Below are 15,946 nucleotides of genomic sequence, written 5' to 3' on the forward strand. Positions count from 1 at the left end.
CCAGTTTCAGGCTCAGCCGACCGACAGGTGCTCGTACAGGATCAGCGAGCCGATGGCGATCAGCACTACGCCACCGACCAGTTCGGCGCGCTTGCCGGCAATCGCGCCCAGGCCGCGGCCGACCATCACGCCCAGCGTGACCATGATCATGGTCGAACAGCCGATGGCCAGTGCGGTCACCAGGATGTCGGCGCCGATAAAGGCCAGGCTGGCGCCGACGGCCATGGCGTCGATGCTGGTGGCCAGGCCGGTCAGGGCCAGGGTCAAAAAGGCGTGGCTGCTGGGTTTTTCCTGCTCTTCTTCGTCCGCCGAAAAGCTCTTGAATATCATGTGCGCGCCCAATGCCAGCAGCAGCGTAAAGGCGATCCAGTGGTCCCATGCGGTGACGTACGGTGCGGCGACGCGGCCCAGCGACCAGCCGATCAGCGGCGTGATGGTTTCAATCACGCCAAAGATCACGCCGGTGCGCAGCGCTTCTTTCCATTGTGGTTTTTGTAGTGCAGCACCCTTGCCGATAGCGGCAGCAAAGGCGTCGGTGGACATGGCGAGGGATAAGGCTAGGGTAGAGATGACATTCATGCCGTGCTTTCAAGGTCGGGCGACGCAAAGGCACACCGTCGCGGCCCGACCAGGCGCGTCAGCGTGCCTATGGTCTCGCCAACCTTGCGGCTGTTCGTACCACGGCGCTGTTTTGCCGAGTATGTTGATACGAAAACTTCCAGATGGAAGCAGGCTACTCCCCAGAGGGACCATAATTATAGCGCAAGGTGGCTTGGTTGCGATGCACCGGGCCGGAAAAACTGTCTGCAGCTTCAGTGATCGGTGGCAGCCATGGTTGTTGCGGCTTCGGCTGATTGGCGCAGTACCTGCAGCTGCACGCAGGACTGGCCAACTGAGGCAAATGCGCGCATGCTGTGCCTATTGACCCCACCTTACAGGAGGCAGCATGCAGCGCGTCACTGGCATCGGCGGTATCTTTTTCAAGGCCGGCGATCCGGCCGCCCTGCGCGCGTGGTACCAGGTGCACCTGGGCATCGATGTGCAGGCCTGGGGCGGGGCGGCTTTCAGCTGGACTGGCCAGGACGGCCAGCCGTCTAGCGGCGGCACCATCTGGAGCATCTCCGGCCAGGACGACGAGAACTTCGCGCCCGGCAGCGCACCGTTCATGATCAACTACCGCGTACCCGACCTGGCCGGTTTGCTCGCTGCGCTGCGCGCCGAAGGCTGCAATGTGCTCGGCGAGAGCGGCCCGACCGAGTATGGCCTGTTCGGCTGGGTGCTGGACCCGGAAGGCAACAAGGTCGAATTGTGGCAGCCGCCGGAAGGGCAATAAGCAGGGCGGCTGCTGGCTGAGTGCCGGTATGAGTGCCGGTACATTGCGCTTGCCTGGTCTTTCGTCATGGCCCGCACCCTGCCATCTGGCAGTGTCTGCGGCGTGGCGCCAGCTGTCATGCTCCATGGTGGCACGCCCGAGCGATTGAACGATGCGTCGGGCGACTCTCATATCGGGCGCGCAGGCATGCTTGCCGCCACCTTCCAGGAGCTCAGCATGGCACGTACCTTCTTTCAACTTCGCCTCGCATCGTGCGCCGTCGCACTGGCCTTGTCGCTGCCGCTGCTGGCCAGCGCCGCCGCCAACGTGGCCGTGGCGCCGCAGTACGACACCACCCACGTGTATGTCAGCAACGACAAGATCGATGCCTTTGTGACCAGCTTTGTCAATACGTTCGGTGGCCAGGCTTCGCCGCGCGCCGTGTTTACCGTTACGCCCACGCCCAGCAAGACCGCTTCGCAGTATGTGCAGACGCCCGTCGGCATGCTGTCGGTATTTGCGTTCCAGACGCCGATCCCTTACGGTTTTGGGACTGAACGCACCGGCTACCTGGTGACCGATATCAATCAGGCGCGCAATGCGGCAGTCGAGGCGGGCGCCGATGTGACGGTCGAGCCGTTTGACGATCCGATCGGCAAGGACGTGCTGGTGCAGTGGGCCGGCGGCGTCAACATGCAGCTGTACTGGCATACCAAGGCGCCATCGTATGCGCCGCTCCATTCGGTGCCGGACAACCGTGTGTATGTGTCGCACGTATCGGCAGACAAGTTCCTCAAGCAATTTACCCAGTTTGCCCACGCCACCGTGGTGTCGGACGCCAAGGTCGATGGCGGTGAAATCGGCCGCAACGGTGAGTCGGTGCGCCGCGTGCACCTGACCTCGAACTTCGGCAAGATGACCGTGTTTGTCACCGACGGCAAGCTGACGTTCCCGTATGGCCGCGAAACGACCGGCTACCAGGTCGACGACATGGCCGCCACGCTGAAAAAAGCAACGGACAACGGCGCCACCATCCTCACGCCGCCGTACAAGACCAGCGCCGGCAACAGCAGCGCCATGATCGAGTTCCCGGGCGGTTATATCAGCGAGGTCCACGATGGCGCGGCGTTGTAAAGTCACGCTATTGGGCGCCAGCGCGCTGGCGCTGCTGGCGCTTCAGCCTGGCACTGCCGGCGCGCAAGAGGCGCCCGCCAGCGCGGCGCCAGCCTGCACGGTGCAGCGTCCGGCCATCAATTTCAACCGCTGGAATGAGAACTGGAGTGCACTGGCCGACCCGTGCGTGCCGCGCCAGCCGTTTGACGACCTGAAATATATCGCCCTGGGCGATGGCGGCTCCTATCTGTCGCTCGGCGGCGGGCTGCGCGAGCGCTACGAGCATATTGCCACGCCGCTGTTTGGCGCCGGCAGCGCGCGCTCGGACGGCTATGTGATCCAGCGATTGAACCTGCATGCCGACCTGCGCCTGGGCCAATATACCCAGGTGTTCGGCCAGCTGGTCGACGCGCGCGCCTTTGACAAGGCCACCTTGGCGCCGCCAGACAGTGACAAGCTCGATATCGAGCAGCTGTTCGTGGCGGTGGCCGTGCCGACGGCAGACGGCGCCGTCAAGGCGCGCGTAGGGCGCCAGGAAATGGCGTTCGATCTGCAGCGCTTTGTGGCCGCGCGCGACGGGCCGAATGTGCGCCAGGCATTTGACGGCGTGTGGGCCGACTGGGAAAGCGGGCCGTGGCGCCTGATCGGCTATGCCACGCGGCCGGTGCAGAACCGTGACATACGCAGTTTTGACGACACCTCGAGCCGGCATATGGCCTTTAGCGGCGTGCGCCTGGAGCGCCTGGGCGTGGGGCCAGGCGATGTGTCGGGCTACTGGTCGCGCTACCGGCGCGACGATGCACGCTTTCTCGACGCCACTGGCAACGAGGAGCGCGATGTTTATGACCTGCGCTACAGTGGAAAAAGCGGCAGCATCGACTTCGATATCGAAGCCATGCTGCAGGACGGGAAAGTGGGCAGCAAGGATGCGTCGGCCTGGGCGCTCGGCTCCATCGTCGGCTACACCTTTGCCACCAAACCCTGGACGCCGCGCCTGGGACTGCAGTTCGACATGGCCTCCGGCGACCGCCATGCGGGCGATGGCAAGCTGGGCACCTTCAATCCGCTGTTTGCCAACGGCTACTACTTTTCGCTGGCCGGGCTGACCGGCTACAGCAACCTGATTCACCTGAAGCCGTCGCTCAATATCAAGCCGGTCAAGGGCGTGAGCGTGACCGGTTCGCTGGGACTGCAGTGGCGCCAGACTACCGCCGACGCCGTGTATGCGCAAAACATGATGGGCGTGCCGCGCACGGCCGGGCAGGGCAGCCGCTGGACCGGTGCCTACGCCCAGCTGCGCACCGACTGGAGCATCAACCCCAACCTGGCGGCGGCGATCGAAGCGGTACACTTCCAGGCCGGCGACAGCCTGCGCACGGCCGGTGGCAGGAATGCCGACTACCTGGGCGTGGAACTCAAGTTCGGCTGGTAGGTTCTTGCCGGCGCGGCGGCGCCGTCGATGCGCGCGTGACCAGCGTGGGCGCCGATGTGTGCACCACGGGTGCGGCGCCTGCCTGCTCACCGGCGCGCTCTTCGATCAGTTGCAGCAGCAGGTTAACGCCCTGTTCGGCCATCTCGGTAGTGGGGATGGACACCGTGGTCAGGGCAGGGCGCGACTGGCTGGCCTGTTCGATGTCGGTAATGCTGACCACCGACACGTCTTCCGGCACGCGCAGTCCCAGCGCCCAGACGGCATTGAGCACGCCGAGCGCCGGCAGGTCGTTCGACACGAACAGCGCTGTCAGGTCGGGGCGCGCCGTCAGCAGGGCCGTGGCGGCGTCGTAACCACTCTGGTAGTCGTCGCTGCAAAAGCGCACATCGGCCTGCAGCGCTCGCAGGTGGGCGGCGCGCATGGCGCTGCGGTAGCCATCGTAGCGGCCGTTGTGGATGCCGCCTTTCTCGCTGGCGACCACCGCGCCGATACGCTGGTGGCCCAGCGCCGTCAGATGCTCGGTGGCGATGCGTCCGGCAGCGGTCGAATCGAACGTCACGCAGGCGATGCCGGGCGGCGGCGCGTCGGGAAACTCCCACACAGAAATGACCACCGGCGTGCCGCCTTGCTGCACCGTCTGCAGGTCTTCGATACTGAGCGCGCCGTTATTGGCCACCAGGATGCCGTCGGACAGCGAACCGGCCACTTCGGCCAGGAAACCGATGCCGCCGTCGCCTTCGTAGTCGGTATTGCACACCAGCAGATGACGCTCATGGCGCCGCGCCGCATGCGTGGCCTTGAGCGTAAATTGCGGATAAAACGGGTTGGTAATGCAGCCCAGCAGCAGCGCCAGCGTGGGCGCGCGCCGCTCGACCAGCGCGCGCGCCGTCAGGTTGGGGCGGTAGCCGCTCGCTTCGACGGCCCGCAGCACTTTCTGCCGGGTCGCTTCGCCCACGCGGCCGCGTTCGCGCAGCACGTTCGAGACCGTCATCGGCGTCACACCGGCCAGTTCGGCCACATCCTTGATGGTCAGCATCTGGCCGCGCCGTTTCGCTGTGGTGTCTTTCTGCTTGCCCTGCATTGCTTCCTTTGCGTAAATTTCTCTGAAAATGGTGCTGCATAAATCTGTTGCGAATAGTACCGCATGGTGTTAAGGTTTACGTACAAAAATAAAAGTTCAACAGTTTGTGCGGCCCAGTGCCGATTTTTTTTCACAAATTGATTTAACGTTAAATCAAAACAAACCTGATCAGAAGGAGACATGATGGCAGCCATCACCCTGCGTGGCATTTCCAAATCTTACGGCGGTCACGCGCCGGTACTGCGCGATGTCGACCTCGATATCGGCGAACATGAATTCTGCGTCTTTCTCGGCCCGTCCGGCTGCGGCAAGTCGACCCTGCTGCGCATTATTGCGGGCCTGGAAGACCCCAGCGGCGGCGAAATTCGCATCGGCGCGCGCGTGGTCAATGCGGTGCCGCCGGCCGAGCGCGGCGTGGCCATGGTGTTCCAGAGCTATGCGCTGTTCCCGCACATGACGGTGGCCGAAAATATCGGCTTTGGGCTGGGCTTGGCCAAGGTGCCGAAAGACGAGATTGCGCGCCGCGTGCAGAGCGCCGCCAAAACGTTGCAGCTCGAAGCGCTGCTCGAGCGCAAGCCGCGCGCGCTGTCCGGCGGCCAGCGCCAGCGCGTGGCCATCGGCCGCGCCATCGTGCGCGAGCCGGGCGTGTTCCTGTTCGATGAACCGCTGTCGAACCTGGACGCCACCTTGCGCGGCCAGACCCGCGTCGAGATCGCCCAGGTGCACCAGCGCTTTGCCGCGTCGAGCACCGTTTATGTCACGCATGACCAGATCGAGGCCATGACGCTGGCCGACAAGATCGTGCTGCTGCGCGCCGACCGCGACGGTGGTGCTGCCGGCAGCATTGCCCAGGTCGGCGCACCGCTGGAGCTGTATCACCGCCCCAACAGCCTGTTCGTGGCGGGCTTTATCGGCTCTCCGCGCATGAATTTCCTGGCGGCACAGGTGGTATCGAGCGACGCCGCTGGCGTCGTCGTGCAGCTGGCAGGCAGCGATGGTGCGCCCGAACTGGTGCGCGCACGCATCGATGGCGCGGCGCTCTCGCCGGGCCAGCCGGTCACGCTGGGCGTGCGGCCCGAGCATCTGCTGCTGGTCGATGGTAGCTGTACCGAGAACGTTCTGAGCCGTTCGGTCAGCCTGACCGAGCGACTGGGAGAACAAAGCTATTTGCACATGGCGACCGGCGACGGCCAGCCACTGATGGCCAAGCTGCAAGGCGATACCGCCTTGCAGCGCGGCGCCAGCGTGCGATTGCAAGTCGATGACGCCAGTTGCCATCTGTTTGGCGCCGACGGCATGGCCTTGCCCCACCTGCAGTCCATTCAACAATAAAAACCTCACAAATACGGAGACCCTCATGACCAAAAACATGCCCAAGTTGCGCCTGCTGTCCGTTACTGCCGCACTGCTGCTCAGCGGGATCGCGCACGCCGGCGATATCAGCGTCAACCTCGCCTTCAAGGGCGCCAATCAGCGCGCCTTCTGGGAAACCACCATTGCCGCCTTCCAGAAAGCCAATCCCGACGTCAAGGTCAAGGCTGCCTTTATCGAAGAGGAAGCCTACAAGGTGCAGCTGCCGGGCTGGCTGACCAGCGAAGCGCCGGACGTCATCAAATGGCATGAAGGCGAGCGTATCCGCTACTACGCGCAGCGCGGCCTGCTCGAAGACCTGTCGACCGACTGGCAGAAAAATGGCTGGGACAAGAGCTATGCGGCGCTGGCCGAGGCGTCTTCGTTCAACGGCAAGAAATACTCGCTGCCTACGGACTATTTTTCGTGGGGCATGTTCTACCGCAAGGATCTGTTTGCCAAGGCCGGCATCAAGGGTGAACCGGCCACCTGGGAAGAATTCCTCGAGGCCTGCAAGAAACTCAAGGCCGCCGGCATTGCCCCCATCACCGTGGGCGGACGCGATTCGTGGACCCTGGCAGTCTGGTTTGACTACCTGAACCTGCGCATCAACGGCCACGCCTTCCATATGCAGCTGATGAACGGCGAAGCCGCCTATACCGATGCGCGCGTGAAAAAGGTCTACCAGGCCTGGCAAACGCTGATCGACAACAAGTACTTTATTGAAGCGCCGCTGTCGTACAGCCTCGATTCAGCCCAGCCTTTGATGACGCAGGGCAAGGCCGCCATGATGCTGATGGGAACCTTCATCTCGGGCGGCCTGCCGGAAGCGGCGCGTGCGCAGACCGGCTACTTCCGTTTCCCGGTGGTCGACCCGAAAGTGGCGCTGGCCGAAGACGGCTCGACCGACTGCCTCAATATTCCTGCACGGGCAAAAAACAAGCCGGATGCGCGCCGTTTCCTGGCTTTTGTCAGCAGCGCCGAAGTCAATGCGCGCCTGGCGCAAACCTTCGGCTCGTTGCCGGCCAACAACCAGGCCGCCATCCCCGAGGACCCGTATGCCAAGGCCGGCCTGGCCATCCTGACCAACAGCCCTGGCGGCATTGCGCAGTTCTATGACCGCGACATGAACAAGGAAATGGCCGACGAGGGCATGAAGGGCATGCAGCGCTTCATGAGTGACCCGGCCAAGCTCGACGATATCCTGGCGCGCATGGAAGCGGCACGCAAGCGCATCTACCGCAAGTCCTGAGCTGTTCTTTGCAACGGCGCGCTTGCGCGCCTTTCTTGAGTCTTTATATGTCTGTCCATACGATTTCCGATCCGCTCGCGCATCGGCGCCGGCGCGCTGCGCTGTGGTTTTTGCTGCCAGCATGCACCATGTTTGGCGTGTACGTCATCTACCCGATCTTCAGCAGCATCTGGCTCAGTTTTTACGACTGGGACGGCGTCGGCGCCAGAACTTTTGTCGGCCTGGCCAACTACCGCGAACTGCTCGACTCCGAGACGTTCTACACGGCGCTGAAAAACAATCTGCTGTGGCTGTTCCTGTTCATGCTGGCGCCGCCGCTGGGGCTGCTCTTTGCGCTGTACCTGAACCAGAGCGTGCGTGGTATTCGCCTCGTCAAGTCGCTGTTCTTTGCGCCCTTTGTGGTCTCGGGCGTGGTGATCGGCCTGGTCTTCAGCTGGTTCTACGATCCGTCTTTCGGCCTGCTCAAGCTGATGGTCGGGCACGGCATTCCCGTGCTCGGTGATGAAAACATGGCGACCTTCGGCATTATTGCCGCCGCGCTGTGGCCACAGATTCCGTTTTGCATGATTTTGTTCCTGACCGGACTGACCAGCCTCAATCCTGAAATCATCGAGGCAGGGCGCCTGGAAGGGGCCAAAGGCTGGCAGTTGCTGCGCCATGTTGTCCTGCCGCAGCTGAACTCGGTGTCCTTTATGGCCGTCACGCTGACGGTGGTGGGGGCCTTGCGCAGCTTCGACCTGATTGCCGTGATGACCGGCGGCGGCCCGTTCGACAGCTCGACCGTGCTGGCTTACTTCATGTACGACCAGGCCATCAAGTACTTCCGTTTCGGCTATTCGGCCGCCATTGCCGTCGTGCTGTTCCTGTGCATGCTGGTGTTTATCGCTTACCAACTGCGGCGCCTGTTGCGCTCAGAGAAATGATCGGGGAGTAATCATGTATCCAATGCCTGTAGAAAAATGGCGCCCCGGCTTTCGCTGGATCTATCGCTGCTCGCTGCCGCTGGCGCTGCTGGTGTGGCTACTGCCCTTGCTGGCGGTGATGCTGACGTCGGTGCGCTCGTCGGCCGAACTGGTGCAGGGCAATTACTGGGGCTGGCCGCGCGACTTTGCCGCGCTGGAAAACTACCGCACCGTGCTGATGGACTCGCCCATGCTCCATTACGCCTGGAACAGCTGCCTGATCACGATACCCTCGGTGCTGGGCGCCATCGTGCTGTCGGCCATGGCCGGCTTTGCGCTGGCGACCTATCCGTTTCGCGGCAATGCGCTGGTGCTGGCCACGTTTGTGGCGGGCAACTTCGTGCCGATCCAGATCCTGATGATCCCGGTGCGCGAACTGACCTTGCAGCTGGGGCTGTTCAACAGCGTCAGCGGCCTGATCCTGTTTCATCTGTCGTTCCAGACCGGCTTTTGCACGCTGTTCCTGCGCAACTTCATCAAGGAGCTCCCCTACGAGCTGATCGAGGCGGCGCGGGTCGAAGGCGCCAGCGAATGGCAGCTGTTCTACAAGGTGGTGCTGCCGCTGATTCGCCCGGCGCTCGCTGCGCTGGCGGTGCTGGTGTTTACCTTTGTCTGGAACGACTACTTCTGGGCCTTGTGCCTGACCCAGGGCGATAGCGCCGCACCGCTGACGGTGGGCGTGGCAGGACTGAAAGGGCAGTGGACCACGGCCTGGAACCTGGTCTCGGCCGGCTCCCTGCTGGCGGCGCTGCCATCGGTACTGATCTTTTTCGCCATGCAAAAACACTTCGTGGCCGGCCTGACCTTTGGTGCCACCAAAGGCTGACGCCACCTTTACAACGACAAGGAAAATCATGAAAATTGGTGTTGACTACTATCCGGAACACTGGGACCCGGCCATCTGGGAACAGGATGCGCAGCAGATGCAGGCGGCCGGCATTACCATCGTGCGCCTGGCCGAATTCGCCTGGTCGCGCCTGGAGCCGACCGAAGGCCAGTTCGATTTTGCCTGGCTGGACCGGGCCATCGAGACACTGGCCCGTTACGGCCACAAGGTGGTGATCGGCACGCCGACGGCCACGCCACCGAACTGGCTGGTGGAAAAGTGCCCGGACGTGCTTCCCCTGAATCACCAGCGCCAGCCGATGTATCCGGGGGTGCGCCTGCACCGCTGCTACAACAGCCCGTCGCTGCGGCGCTATACCGAGCTGATCGTCGAGAGGTTGACGCGCCATTTCGGCCAGAATCCGCATGTGATCGGCTGGCAGACCGACAATGAAATGATCGGCCACGAAAGCCATAGCGATGGCGCGACCGAAGACTTCCGCGCCTGGCTCAAGCAGCGCTACGGCGACCTGGCCACGCTCAACGCCGCCTGGGGCACGGTGGTGTGGAGCGGCGAATACAGCGCCTGGTCGCAGGTGAAAACGCCGCTGGGCGGCTCGCCGCACCAGAATCCGTCGTTCCTGCTCGACTTCCAGCGCTTCTGCTCGGACTCGACGGCGGACTTCAACCGTTTCCAGGCTGGCCTGATCCGCGCCAACTGTCCGCACCAGTTCATTACCCATAATCTGTGGGGCTATCCGGTCATCAATGACTACTATGACCTGTTCGACAGCATGGATTTTGTTTCGGTCGACTATTATCCAAGCACCGACCTGAACAGCGACGCCAAGGCCAATATCTACCATGGCGCGCTGACGCTGGACCTGACGCGCGGCGTCAAGCGCGCCAATTTCTGGGTGATGGAGCAATTGAGCGGCACGCCAGGCTGCTGGCATGCGATGTCGCGCACGCCGCAGCCTGGCATGATCCGCGCGCGCGCCTGGCAAAGCATCGCCCGCGGCGCCGACACCATCGTGCATTTCCGCTGGCGCTCGGCGCGCATCGGCGCCGAACAGTTCTGGCACGGCCTGCTCGATCACCATGGCGAACCGGGTCGCCGCTTCGAGGAGTTCTGCGGCTTCAGCGCCGAAGTGCAGCGCCTGGCGCCGCTGATCGACGGCTCGACCGTGCACAACGAGGTGGCGCTGCTGTTCTCGCACGAGCAACTGAACGCCCTGCGCATCCAGCCGCAGTCGGATGGCTTCGACTACCTGGCCAACTTCAAGCGGCTGCACCGCGGCTTTGTCGAGAAGGGCATCGGTACCGATGTGATCAACTGGCGTGCCGACTTCCAGCACTATCGCCTGGTGGTGGCGCCTTACCTGTTCCTGCTCGACCAGGATGTGGCCGACAAGCTGGAACAGTATGTGGCGGCCGGCGGCACCGTGCTGCTGACTACCCGCAGCGGCGTAAAAGACATGCGCAACGTCTGCCAGCCGGCGCGCCTGCCGGGCCTGCTGGCGGAACTGGCTGGCGTCGAGGTCGATGAATATGACCCGGTCGGGCGCGATCTGCAGCAGCTCGATTTCGGCCAGGCGGGCCAGTACCTGTGCGACCAGTGGTGCGATGTGCTCACGCCTACCACGGCCAGCGTGGTGGCCAGCTATGCCAGCGACTACTTTGCCGGCCGCGCAGCAGTTACGCGCAACAGTTTTGGCCAGGGTACGGCCTACTACCTGGGCACGGTGCTGGAAGACGAGGCTTACGCCATGCTGCTTGGGCGCATCGTGCGCGAGCTGGGCATCGCCCATGTGCCGGACCTGCCGCCCGGAGTGGAATTGTCGGTACGCAGCGGCCCGGCCGGCAAGCTGCTGTTTGTCATCAACCTCAACAAGGAAGCGCAGCAGGTGACGCTGACGCAGCAGCAGTACACCAGCGCGCTTGACGGCAGGCAGTACGCGCAGACCATCGCGCTGCCGGCGATGGGCGTGGAGGTGTTGCGGCTGGCGTAATGGCCAGGCAGGCTTGCAGGGAAAATAATGCGTTTCGCCAAAGCAGGTATAGTGGCCAGGCTGGCAGGGCGCTCACTTGCAAGGTTACTTGCGCGTGTATCGCCGTCCAGCTTGTCACGGGGCCACCCTGCTGATATTTTTAGCGATCATTATTTTACGATGGCACAGCATGCAGACATCTCTTCCTGACCCACACATGGGCGAGCGCGAATACGCCGAAAGGCGCCGCCGGCGCCAGCTGGCACTGGCCATGCTGGCCGTCTTGCTGGTGATCGTGGCCGCTTTTGCCGTGCACTGGGTTCAGCGCATGCAATACCGCGAGGTCAGCAGCGATGCGGTGGTCGAAGGCAGGCTGGTACCGGTGCTGGCGCCGGTTGCCGGCCGCGTGCTGGCGGTTGCTGCCGAGCATGGCGACAGCGTGCGCGCTGGCCAGGCACTCGTAGAGCTGAAGGGGCCGGTGTCGCATGCCATGGCAGCGGCACCGCAGGCGAGCGTCGTCACCGAGCGCCTGGTACAGGCGGGACAGCAGGTTGTCGCTGGCGCCAGGCTGATGGTGCTGGCGCCGCTGGCCGACATGTGGGTAGCGGCGCGCTTCGAGCAATCGCAGTTGGGCAGGCTGGCCAGCGGCCAGCCGGTAACGCTGACTGCCGCTCCATACGGTCGCAAGATACGCTTTCACGGCATGGTGATACACATCGGCCATCAGGCCGCCGAACCAGTGCGCATTTCGCTCGACGCCAGCGAAGTCGCTGCCCATCCCTTGCAGCCCGGCCTGCCGATGCGCGTCAGCGTCGATACGCGCAGCTAAAGGCGCATGCGCTAGCTCTGGCTGCCCGTAGCCAGTTTTTCCAGGTAGGCCAGGGTGTCGGGCGCGTTCATGGTCCTGGCCAGCGAGATTGCCGTCATGCGGCGGCTGTCGACCGTATCGGCGCGCGCGCCGTGGCGCAGCAGCAGTTCGACGATGGGCAGGCGATTGAACATGGCCGCCATCATCAGCGGCGTCTTGCCGTCCGGGCTTGCCCCTTCCACATGGGCACGGTGCTGCAGCAGCAGTTCGGCAATCTCCAGATAACCCTTGTAGGCCACGCCGGCCAGCGGCGTCTGGCCCTGGTCGTTGGGCACGTTCGGATCGGCGCCCGCTTCGAGCAGCAGGCGCGACGTGGCCAGATGGCCATGGTAGCTGGCCAGCATGATCAGGCTGTCGCCTTTCTCGTTGCGGAAATTGACCGGCACGCCTTTCGACACCATCAGCGCCAGCTGTTCGGTATCGCCTTCGCGCACCAGCGCAAACAGGCTGCGGATAAATTCCAGCGTCTCGGCGTCCATTGCCGGTTTCGTTGGTGGGGGAGGTGTGGTCATGTTTTCATTCCTTCATAAAGCGAGGGTTTATTTTACGACCCCGCACGCCATGCGCGCGCCGCCGCCGCCCAGTTTCTCCGGGTGATCGCTGTGGTTGTCGGCGCCCACGTGCACCATCAGGGCGTGGCCCTTGAACTGTTCGGCTTTCAGGCGCGGCGCCAGCACGGGATAGGTGGCGCGGCCGTCGGCGCCGACGTACAGTGCCGGCAGGTCGCCCTGGTGGCCGCTGTCGTCATACGGGCCCTTGTGGGCACCGGTTTTGGCCGGGTCCCAGTGGCCGCCGGCGGCGCCGGCCGGTGTCGGCTTGCCATCGGTGACGCTGGCCTCGCACGACGGTTTTTCATGCAAATGAAAGCCGTGCACGCCAGGCGGCAGGCCCTGCAGGTCGGGCGTCAGCAGCGCGCCGTAGCCGGTCTGGCTGATGGTGACGGTGCCGGCAGCTTTTTCCACGCCGTTCGGTCCGACAAAGTTCAGTTCCACCGTTTGTGCCTGCGCAAATTGCGCGCCCAGCATCAATACCATAGGCAACAACATTTTCATACGTTTCTCCCGGTTGGCAAGTGTAGAGGTCAGTGCATGCATTGTGCATTCGTCATTGTCGCATTTTAAGCGGAGGTCCAGTGTTCCTTAGGCGCACACGGAGTAAGATGCCGGTATTGACCTGGTATGGAGTACGCAATGCGGTTGTTGCTGGTGGAAGATGATCCGATGATCGGCGAGAGCCTGGGCGAAGGCCTGCGTGCCGAGTGCTATGCCGTCGACTGGGTGCGCAACGGCCATGACGCCGAGCTGGCGCTGGCCGGCTTCGCCTACGACCTGATGCTGCTCGACCTGGGGCTGCCCGGCAAGCAGGGCATGGAGGTGCTGCGCGCCACGCGCGCGCGCGGCGGCGATCTGCCGGTATTGATCATTACCGCCCGCGACGGCACGCCGGCCCGCGTCGAAGGGCTTGATGCGGGCGCCGACGACTATCTGGTCAAGCCCTTCGATCTCGATGAACTGCTGGCGCGCGTGCGGGCCCTGCTGCGCCGCCGTGTCAGCCGCACCCGCTCGGTCATCGTGCATGGTGCGCTGACGCTGGACCTGGCCAGCCATGAGGCGACGTTCGAAGGCGAACCGGTCAAGCTGCCGCCGCGCGCTTTTGCGCTGCTGCGCATCTTGCTCGACCATCCTGGCGTGGTGCTGTCGAAGCGCCAGCTCGAAGACAAGCTCTACGCCTGGGACAGCGAGGTGGAAAGCAATACCGTCGATGTGTATATCTACCAGCTGCGCAAGAAATTCGGCGCTGACTTCATCAAAACCGTGCGCGGCGTCGGCTACAAACTGCCGCTGGCGCCATGAAGACCATGCGCGGCCAGCTGCTGCTGGGGTTGTTGTGCGCCACGCTGCTGTGCGTGCTGGCGGCGGGCGCGTCGCTGTACCGCTCGCTGCTGGAAGAAACCAACGAGCTGGCCGATCTGCAACTGCGCCAGCTGGCTGCGGCCCTGCCCAACGAATTTGCGCCCGATACCGGCATGGCGCTGGCGCAGGACCCGGAAGAAATGTTCGTGCTGCAGGCCTGGGACGATGCCGGCCACCAGCAGGTCATCTCGCCCGACAAGCCACAGCTGCCGCGCTATGCGGTATCGGGCTTTGCCGAAGTGACGGTGTTCAAGCAGCGCTGGCGCCTGTATGGCGAAACGCGGCGCGGACGCTATGTGCAGGTGGCCCAGCCGCTCGAGGTGCGCGACGGTCTGGCCGCCGCCATGGCGCTGCGCGCCGGCGCGCCGCTGCTGCTGTTTGCGCTGATCCTGGCGCTGCTGATCGTGGTGGTGGTGGCGCGCGTGCTGGCGCCGATGGAGCGCCTGGCCCAGGCGGTGGCAGGGCGTTCGGCCGATGCGCTGGCGCCGCTGCCGGTACAGGACATGCCGCCCGAGCTGCGCCCGGTGGTGGCGTCCCTCAATGGCCTGATGCACAAGTTCGATCAGGCGCTGCAAGCCCAGCGCAGCTTCGTGGCCGACGCCGCGCATGAACTGCGCTCGCCGCTGACGGCCTTGAAGCTGCAGTTGCAGCTGGTCGAGCGGGCCGAGACCGAGGCGGCGCGCAGCGAGGCGCTGCGCAAGCTGCACGAGCGGCTCGACCGCGCCACGCATCTGGTGCGCCAGATGCTCAGTCTGGCGCGTCATGAGGTGGCGCTGACCGAAGGGCAACTGACGACGGTCGACCTGGGGCAGATGCTCGAAGCGGCGGTGGCCGACCATAGCGCGCTGGCCGACAGCCGCGCCATCGACCTGGGCGTGGTGGCGCCAGCAAAGGTCAATATTGCAGCCGACCCGGATGCACTGCAGGTGCTGCTCAATAACCTGATCGACAATGCACTGCGCTACACGCAGCAGGGCGGCACGGTCGACCTGCAGGCGGGCGTGGAAGCGGGGCGCCCGTTGCTGCGCGTGAGCGACAACGGACCCGGCGTGCCGCTGCAGTACCGCGCGCGCCTGTTCGACCGCTTCTATCGGCCCGACGGCAATGATGCCTGGGGCTGCGGCCTGGGCCTGTCGATCGTGCGCAATATTGCCGACCAGCATCAGGCGCAGATCGTGCTGGACGCCGCCGACCAAGGCAGCGGCCGTGGCCTGATGGTCACGGTGCTGTTTCCCGTTCCCGCTGCGGCTCCCGAGACTGCAACGGCCAGCGTCCCGGGTTAGGCCACATCAGGCGGCCGGTTTGGCCGGTGCGGCAATCGCACCCAGCAGCTGGCGTACCGCGCCATGCACCATCACGATTTCCGGCGCGTCATGCAGCAGCGCATTGTATTTGGTGCGAAACTCCTGGTCGCCCGCTTCGGACGGGCCGATCAGCGCTTCGATAGCGCTGCGGTAGGCGGTGGCCACTTCGGGCGTGACCGCTTCGGGTTCATCGAGCCGTTCGTCAAGCTGCGCCATCAGGCCCGACAGCTTTTGTAGCCAGGCAAAATGCGGGTGGTTGGTGACCAGTTGCAGCAGCTCGAGCGGGCTCCCGACGGCGCCGAAATACTGGGTTTCAACATGAATCAGCTGCTTGTGCAGGTCGCGCAGGGCGCGCGTCAGGGCGTTCAGCTTGGCGCGTTCGGCCTGGTCATTGACGATACTGTCTGGTGTACTCATGGTTTTGCTCCGGTTCATGGTGATTCCCGCGCAAGGGCGCGCTGCAGCGAGTGTAGCGTCAATTAGCCGCTGGCGTGACCTATCCTAGGTGCAGTTGGCGGCGCCTACTGGCCTTTCGGCAGGGCG

The 15,946-nt window shown here is 64.0% G+C and carries 16 protein-coding genes; 11 read left to right on the top strand and 5 right to left on the bottom strand.

Annotated features, from left to right (window positions below):
- Nucleotides 1-12: 12 nt before the first annotated feature.
- A complete protein-coding gene (gene mntP, locus GCM43_RS05080) occupies nt 13-579 on the bottom strand; it encodes a manganese efflux pump MntP (protein ID WP_152242421.1) in 567 nt (188 codons plus the stop codon).
- 367 nt (nt 580-946) lie between these two features.
- Between mntP and GCM43_RS05085 the strand changes: the two genes are divergently transcribed.
- From GCM43_RS05085 to GCM43_RS05095, 3 genes are all read left to right on the top strand, one after another.
- Nucleotides 947-1,333 (top strand): VOC family protein, encoded by a 387-nt coding sequence (locus GCM43_RS05085; RefSeq protein WP_152242422.1) that lies wholly within the window; start codon nt 947-949, stop codon nt 1,331-1,333.
- A gap of 186 nt (nt 1,334-1,519) precedes the next feature.
- The gene (locus GCM43_RS05090; protein WP_413770926.1) at nt 1,520-2,446 is read left to right on the top strand and encodes a glyoxalase; all 927 of its coding nucleotides are present in this window, start codon (nt 1,520-1,522) and stop codon (nt 2,444-2,446) included.
- Nucleotides 2,430-3,857 (top strand): alginate export family protein, encoded by a 1,428-nt coding sequence (locus GCM43_RS05095; RefSeq protein WP_152242423.1) that lies wholly within the window; start codon nt 2,430-2,432, stop codon nt 3,855-3,857. Before GCM43_RS05090 ends, GCM43_RS05095 begins: the two co-directional genes overlap by 17 nt.
- Here GCM43_RS05095 and GCM43_RS05100 read toward each other — a convergent pair.
- Complete coding sequence (locus GCM43_RS05100; protein WP_319636935.1) at nt 3,841-4,938, bottom strand: LacI family DNA-binding transcriptional regulator; 1,098 nt, start codon at nt 4,936-4,938, stop codon at nt 3,841-3,843. The genes GCM43_RS05095 and GCM43_RS05100 overlap by 17 nt on opposite strands.
- A gap of 183 nt (nt 4,939-5,121) precedes the next feature.
- On the opposite strand from GCM43_RS05100, the gene GCM43_RS05105 reads away from it, so the two are divergent.
- From GCM43_RS05105 to GCM43_RS05130, 6 genes are all read left to right on the top strand, one after another.
- Complete coding sequence (locus tag GCM43_RS05105) at nt 5,122-6,270, top strand: ABC transporter ATP-binding protein (RefSeq protein ID WP_152242537.1); 1,149 nt, start codon at nt 5,122-5,124, stop codon at nt 6,268-6,270.
- 25 nt (nt 6,271-6,295) lie between these two features.
- Nucleotides 6,296-7,540 carry an ABC transporter substrate-binding protein gene (locus tag GCM43_RS05110; protein WP_413770925.1) on the top strand — a complete coding sequence of 415 codons (1,245 nt, stop codon included), beginning with the start codon at nt 6,296-6,298 and terminating at the stop codon, nt 7,538-7,540.
- Nucleotides 7,541-7,587: 47 nt separating this feature from the next.
- Nucleotides 7,588-8,463: a carbohydrate ABC transporter permease gene (locus GCM43_RS05115; protein ID WP_152242424.1), complete on the top strand. Its 876-nt coding sequence runs from the start codon at nt 7,588-7,590 to the stop codon at nt 8,461-8,463.
- A gap of 13 nt (nt 8,464-8,476) precedes the next feature.
- On the top strand, nt 8,477-9,328 hold the full coding sequence (locus tag GCM43_RS05120) for a carbohydrate ABC transporter permease (RefSeq protein WP_152242425.1): 852 nt from the start codon (nt 8,477-8,479) through the stop codon (nt 9,326-9,328).
- Nucleotides 9,329-9,356: 28 nt separating this feature from the next.
- Nucleotides 9,357-11,339, top strand: coding sequence for a beta-galactosidase (locus GCM43_RS05125; protein ID WP_152242426.1), 1,983 nt, complete (start codon nt 9,357-9,359; stop codon nt 11,337-11,339).
- Nucleotides 11,340-11,508: 169 nt separating this feature from the next.
- Entirely contained in the window at nt 11,509-12,147 is a 639-nt protein-coding gene (locus GCM43_RS05130) for an HlyD family efflux transporter periplasmic adaptor subunit (protein ID WP_152242427.1), read from the top strand.
- 11 nt (nt 12,148-12,158) lie between these two features.
- Here the strand turns inward: GCM43_RS05130 and GCM43_RS05135 are convergent, their stop codons facing one another.
- Nucleotides 12,159-12,698, bottom strand: a complete 540-nt coding sequence (locus tag GCM43_RS05135) for an ankyrin repeat domain-containing protein (RefSeq protein ID WP_152242428.1) — start codon at nt 12,696-12,698, stop codon at nt 12,159-12,161.
- A 27-nt stretch (nt 12,699-12,725) separates the two neighbouring features.
- A complete protein-coding gene (sodC, locus tag GCM43_RS05140) occupies nt 12,726-13,238 on the bottom strand; it encodes a superoxide dismutase family protein (RefSeq protein WP_152242429.1) in 513 nt (170 codons plus the stop codon).
- Nucleotides 13,239-13,376: 138 nt separating this feature from the next.
- On the opposite strand from sodC, the gene GCM43_RS05145 reads away from it, so the two are divergent.
- The gene (locus GCM43_RS05145) at nt 13,377-14,039 is read left to right on the top strand and encodes a response regulator (protein ID WP_152242430.1); all 663 of its coding nucleotides are present in this window, start codon (nt 13,377-13,379) and stop codon (nt 14,037-14,039) included.
- The gene (locus GCM43_RS05150; protein ID WP_152242431.1) at nt 14,036-15,382 is read left to right on the top strand and encodes an ATP-binding protein; all 1,347 of its coding nucleotides are present in this window, start codon (nt 14,036-14,038) and stop codon (nt 15,380-15,382) included. The genes GCM43_RS05145 and GCM43_RS05150 overlap by 4 nt, the downstream gene beginning before the upstream one ends.
- A gap of 6 nt (nt 15,383-15,388) precedes the next feature.
- Here GCM43_RS05150 and GCM43_RS05155 read toward each other — a convergent pair whose 3' ends face one another.
- On the bottom strand, nt 15,389-15,820 hold the full coding sequence (locus tag GCM43_RS05155) for a hypothetical protein (RefSeq protein WP_152242432.1): 432 nt from the start codon (nt 15,818-15,820) through the stop codon (nt 15,389-15,391).
- Between the last annotated feature and the right edge of the window lie 126 nt (nt 15,821-15,946).

It is taken from the genome of Janthinobacterium aquaticum, from assembly GCF_009208565.1.
GTDB lineage: Bacteria > Pseudomonadota > Gammaproteobacteria > Burkholderiales > Burkholderiaceae_D > Janthinobacterium.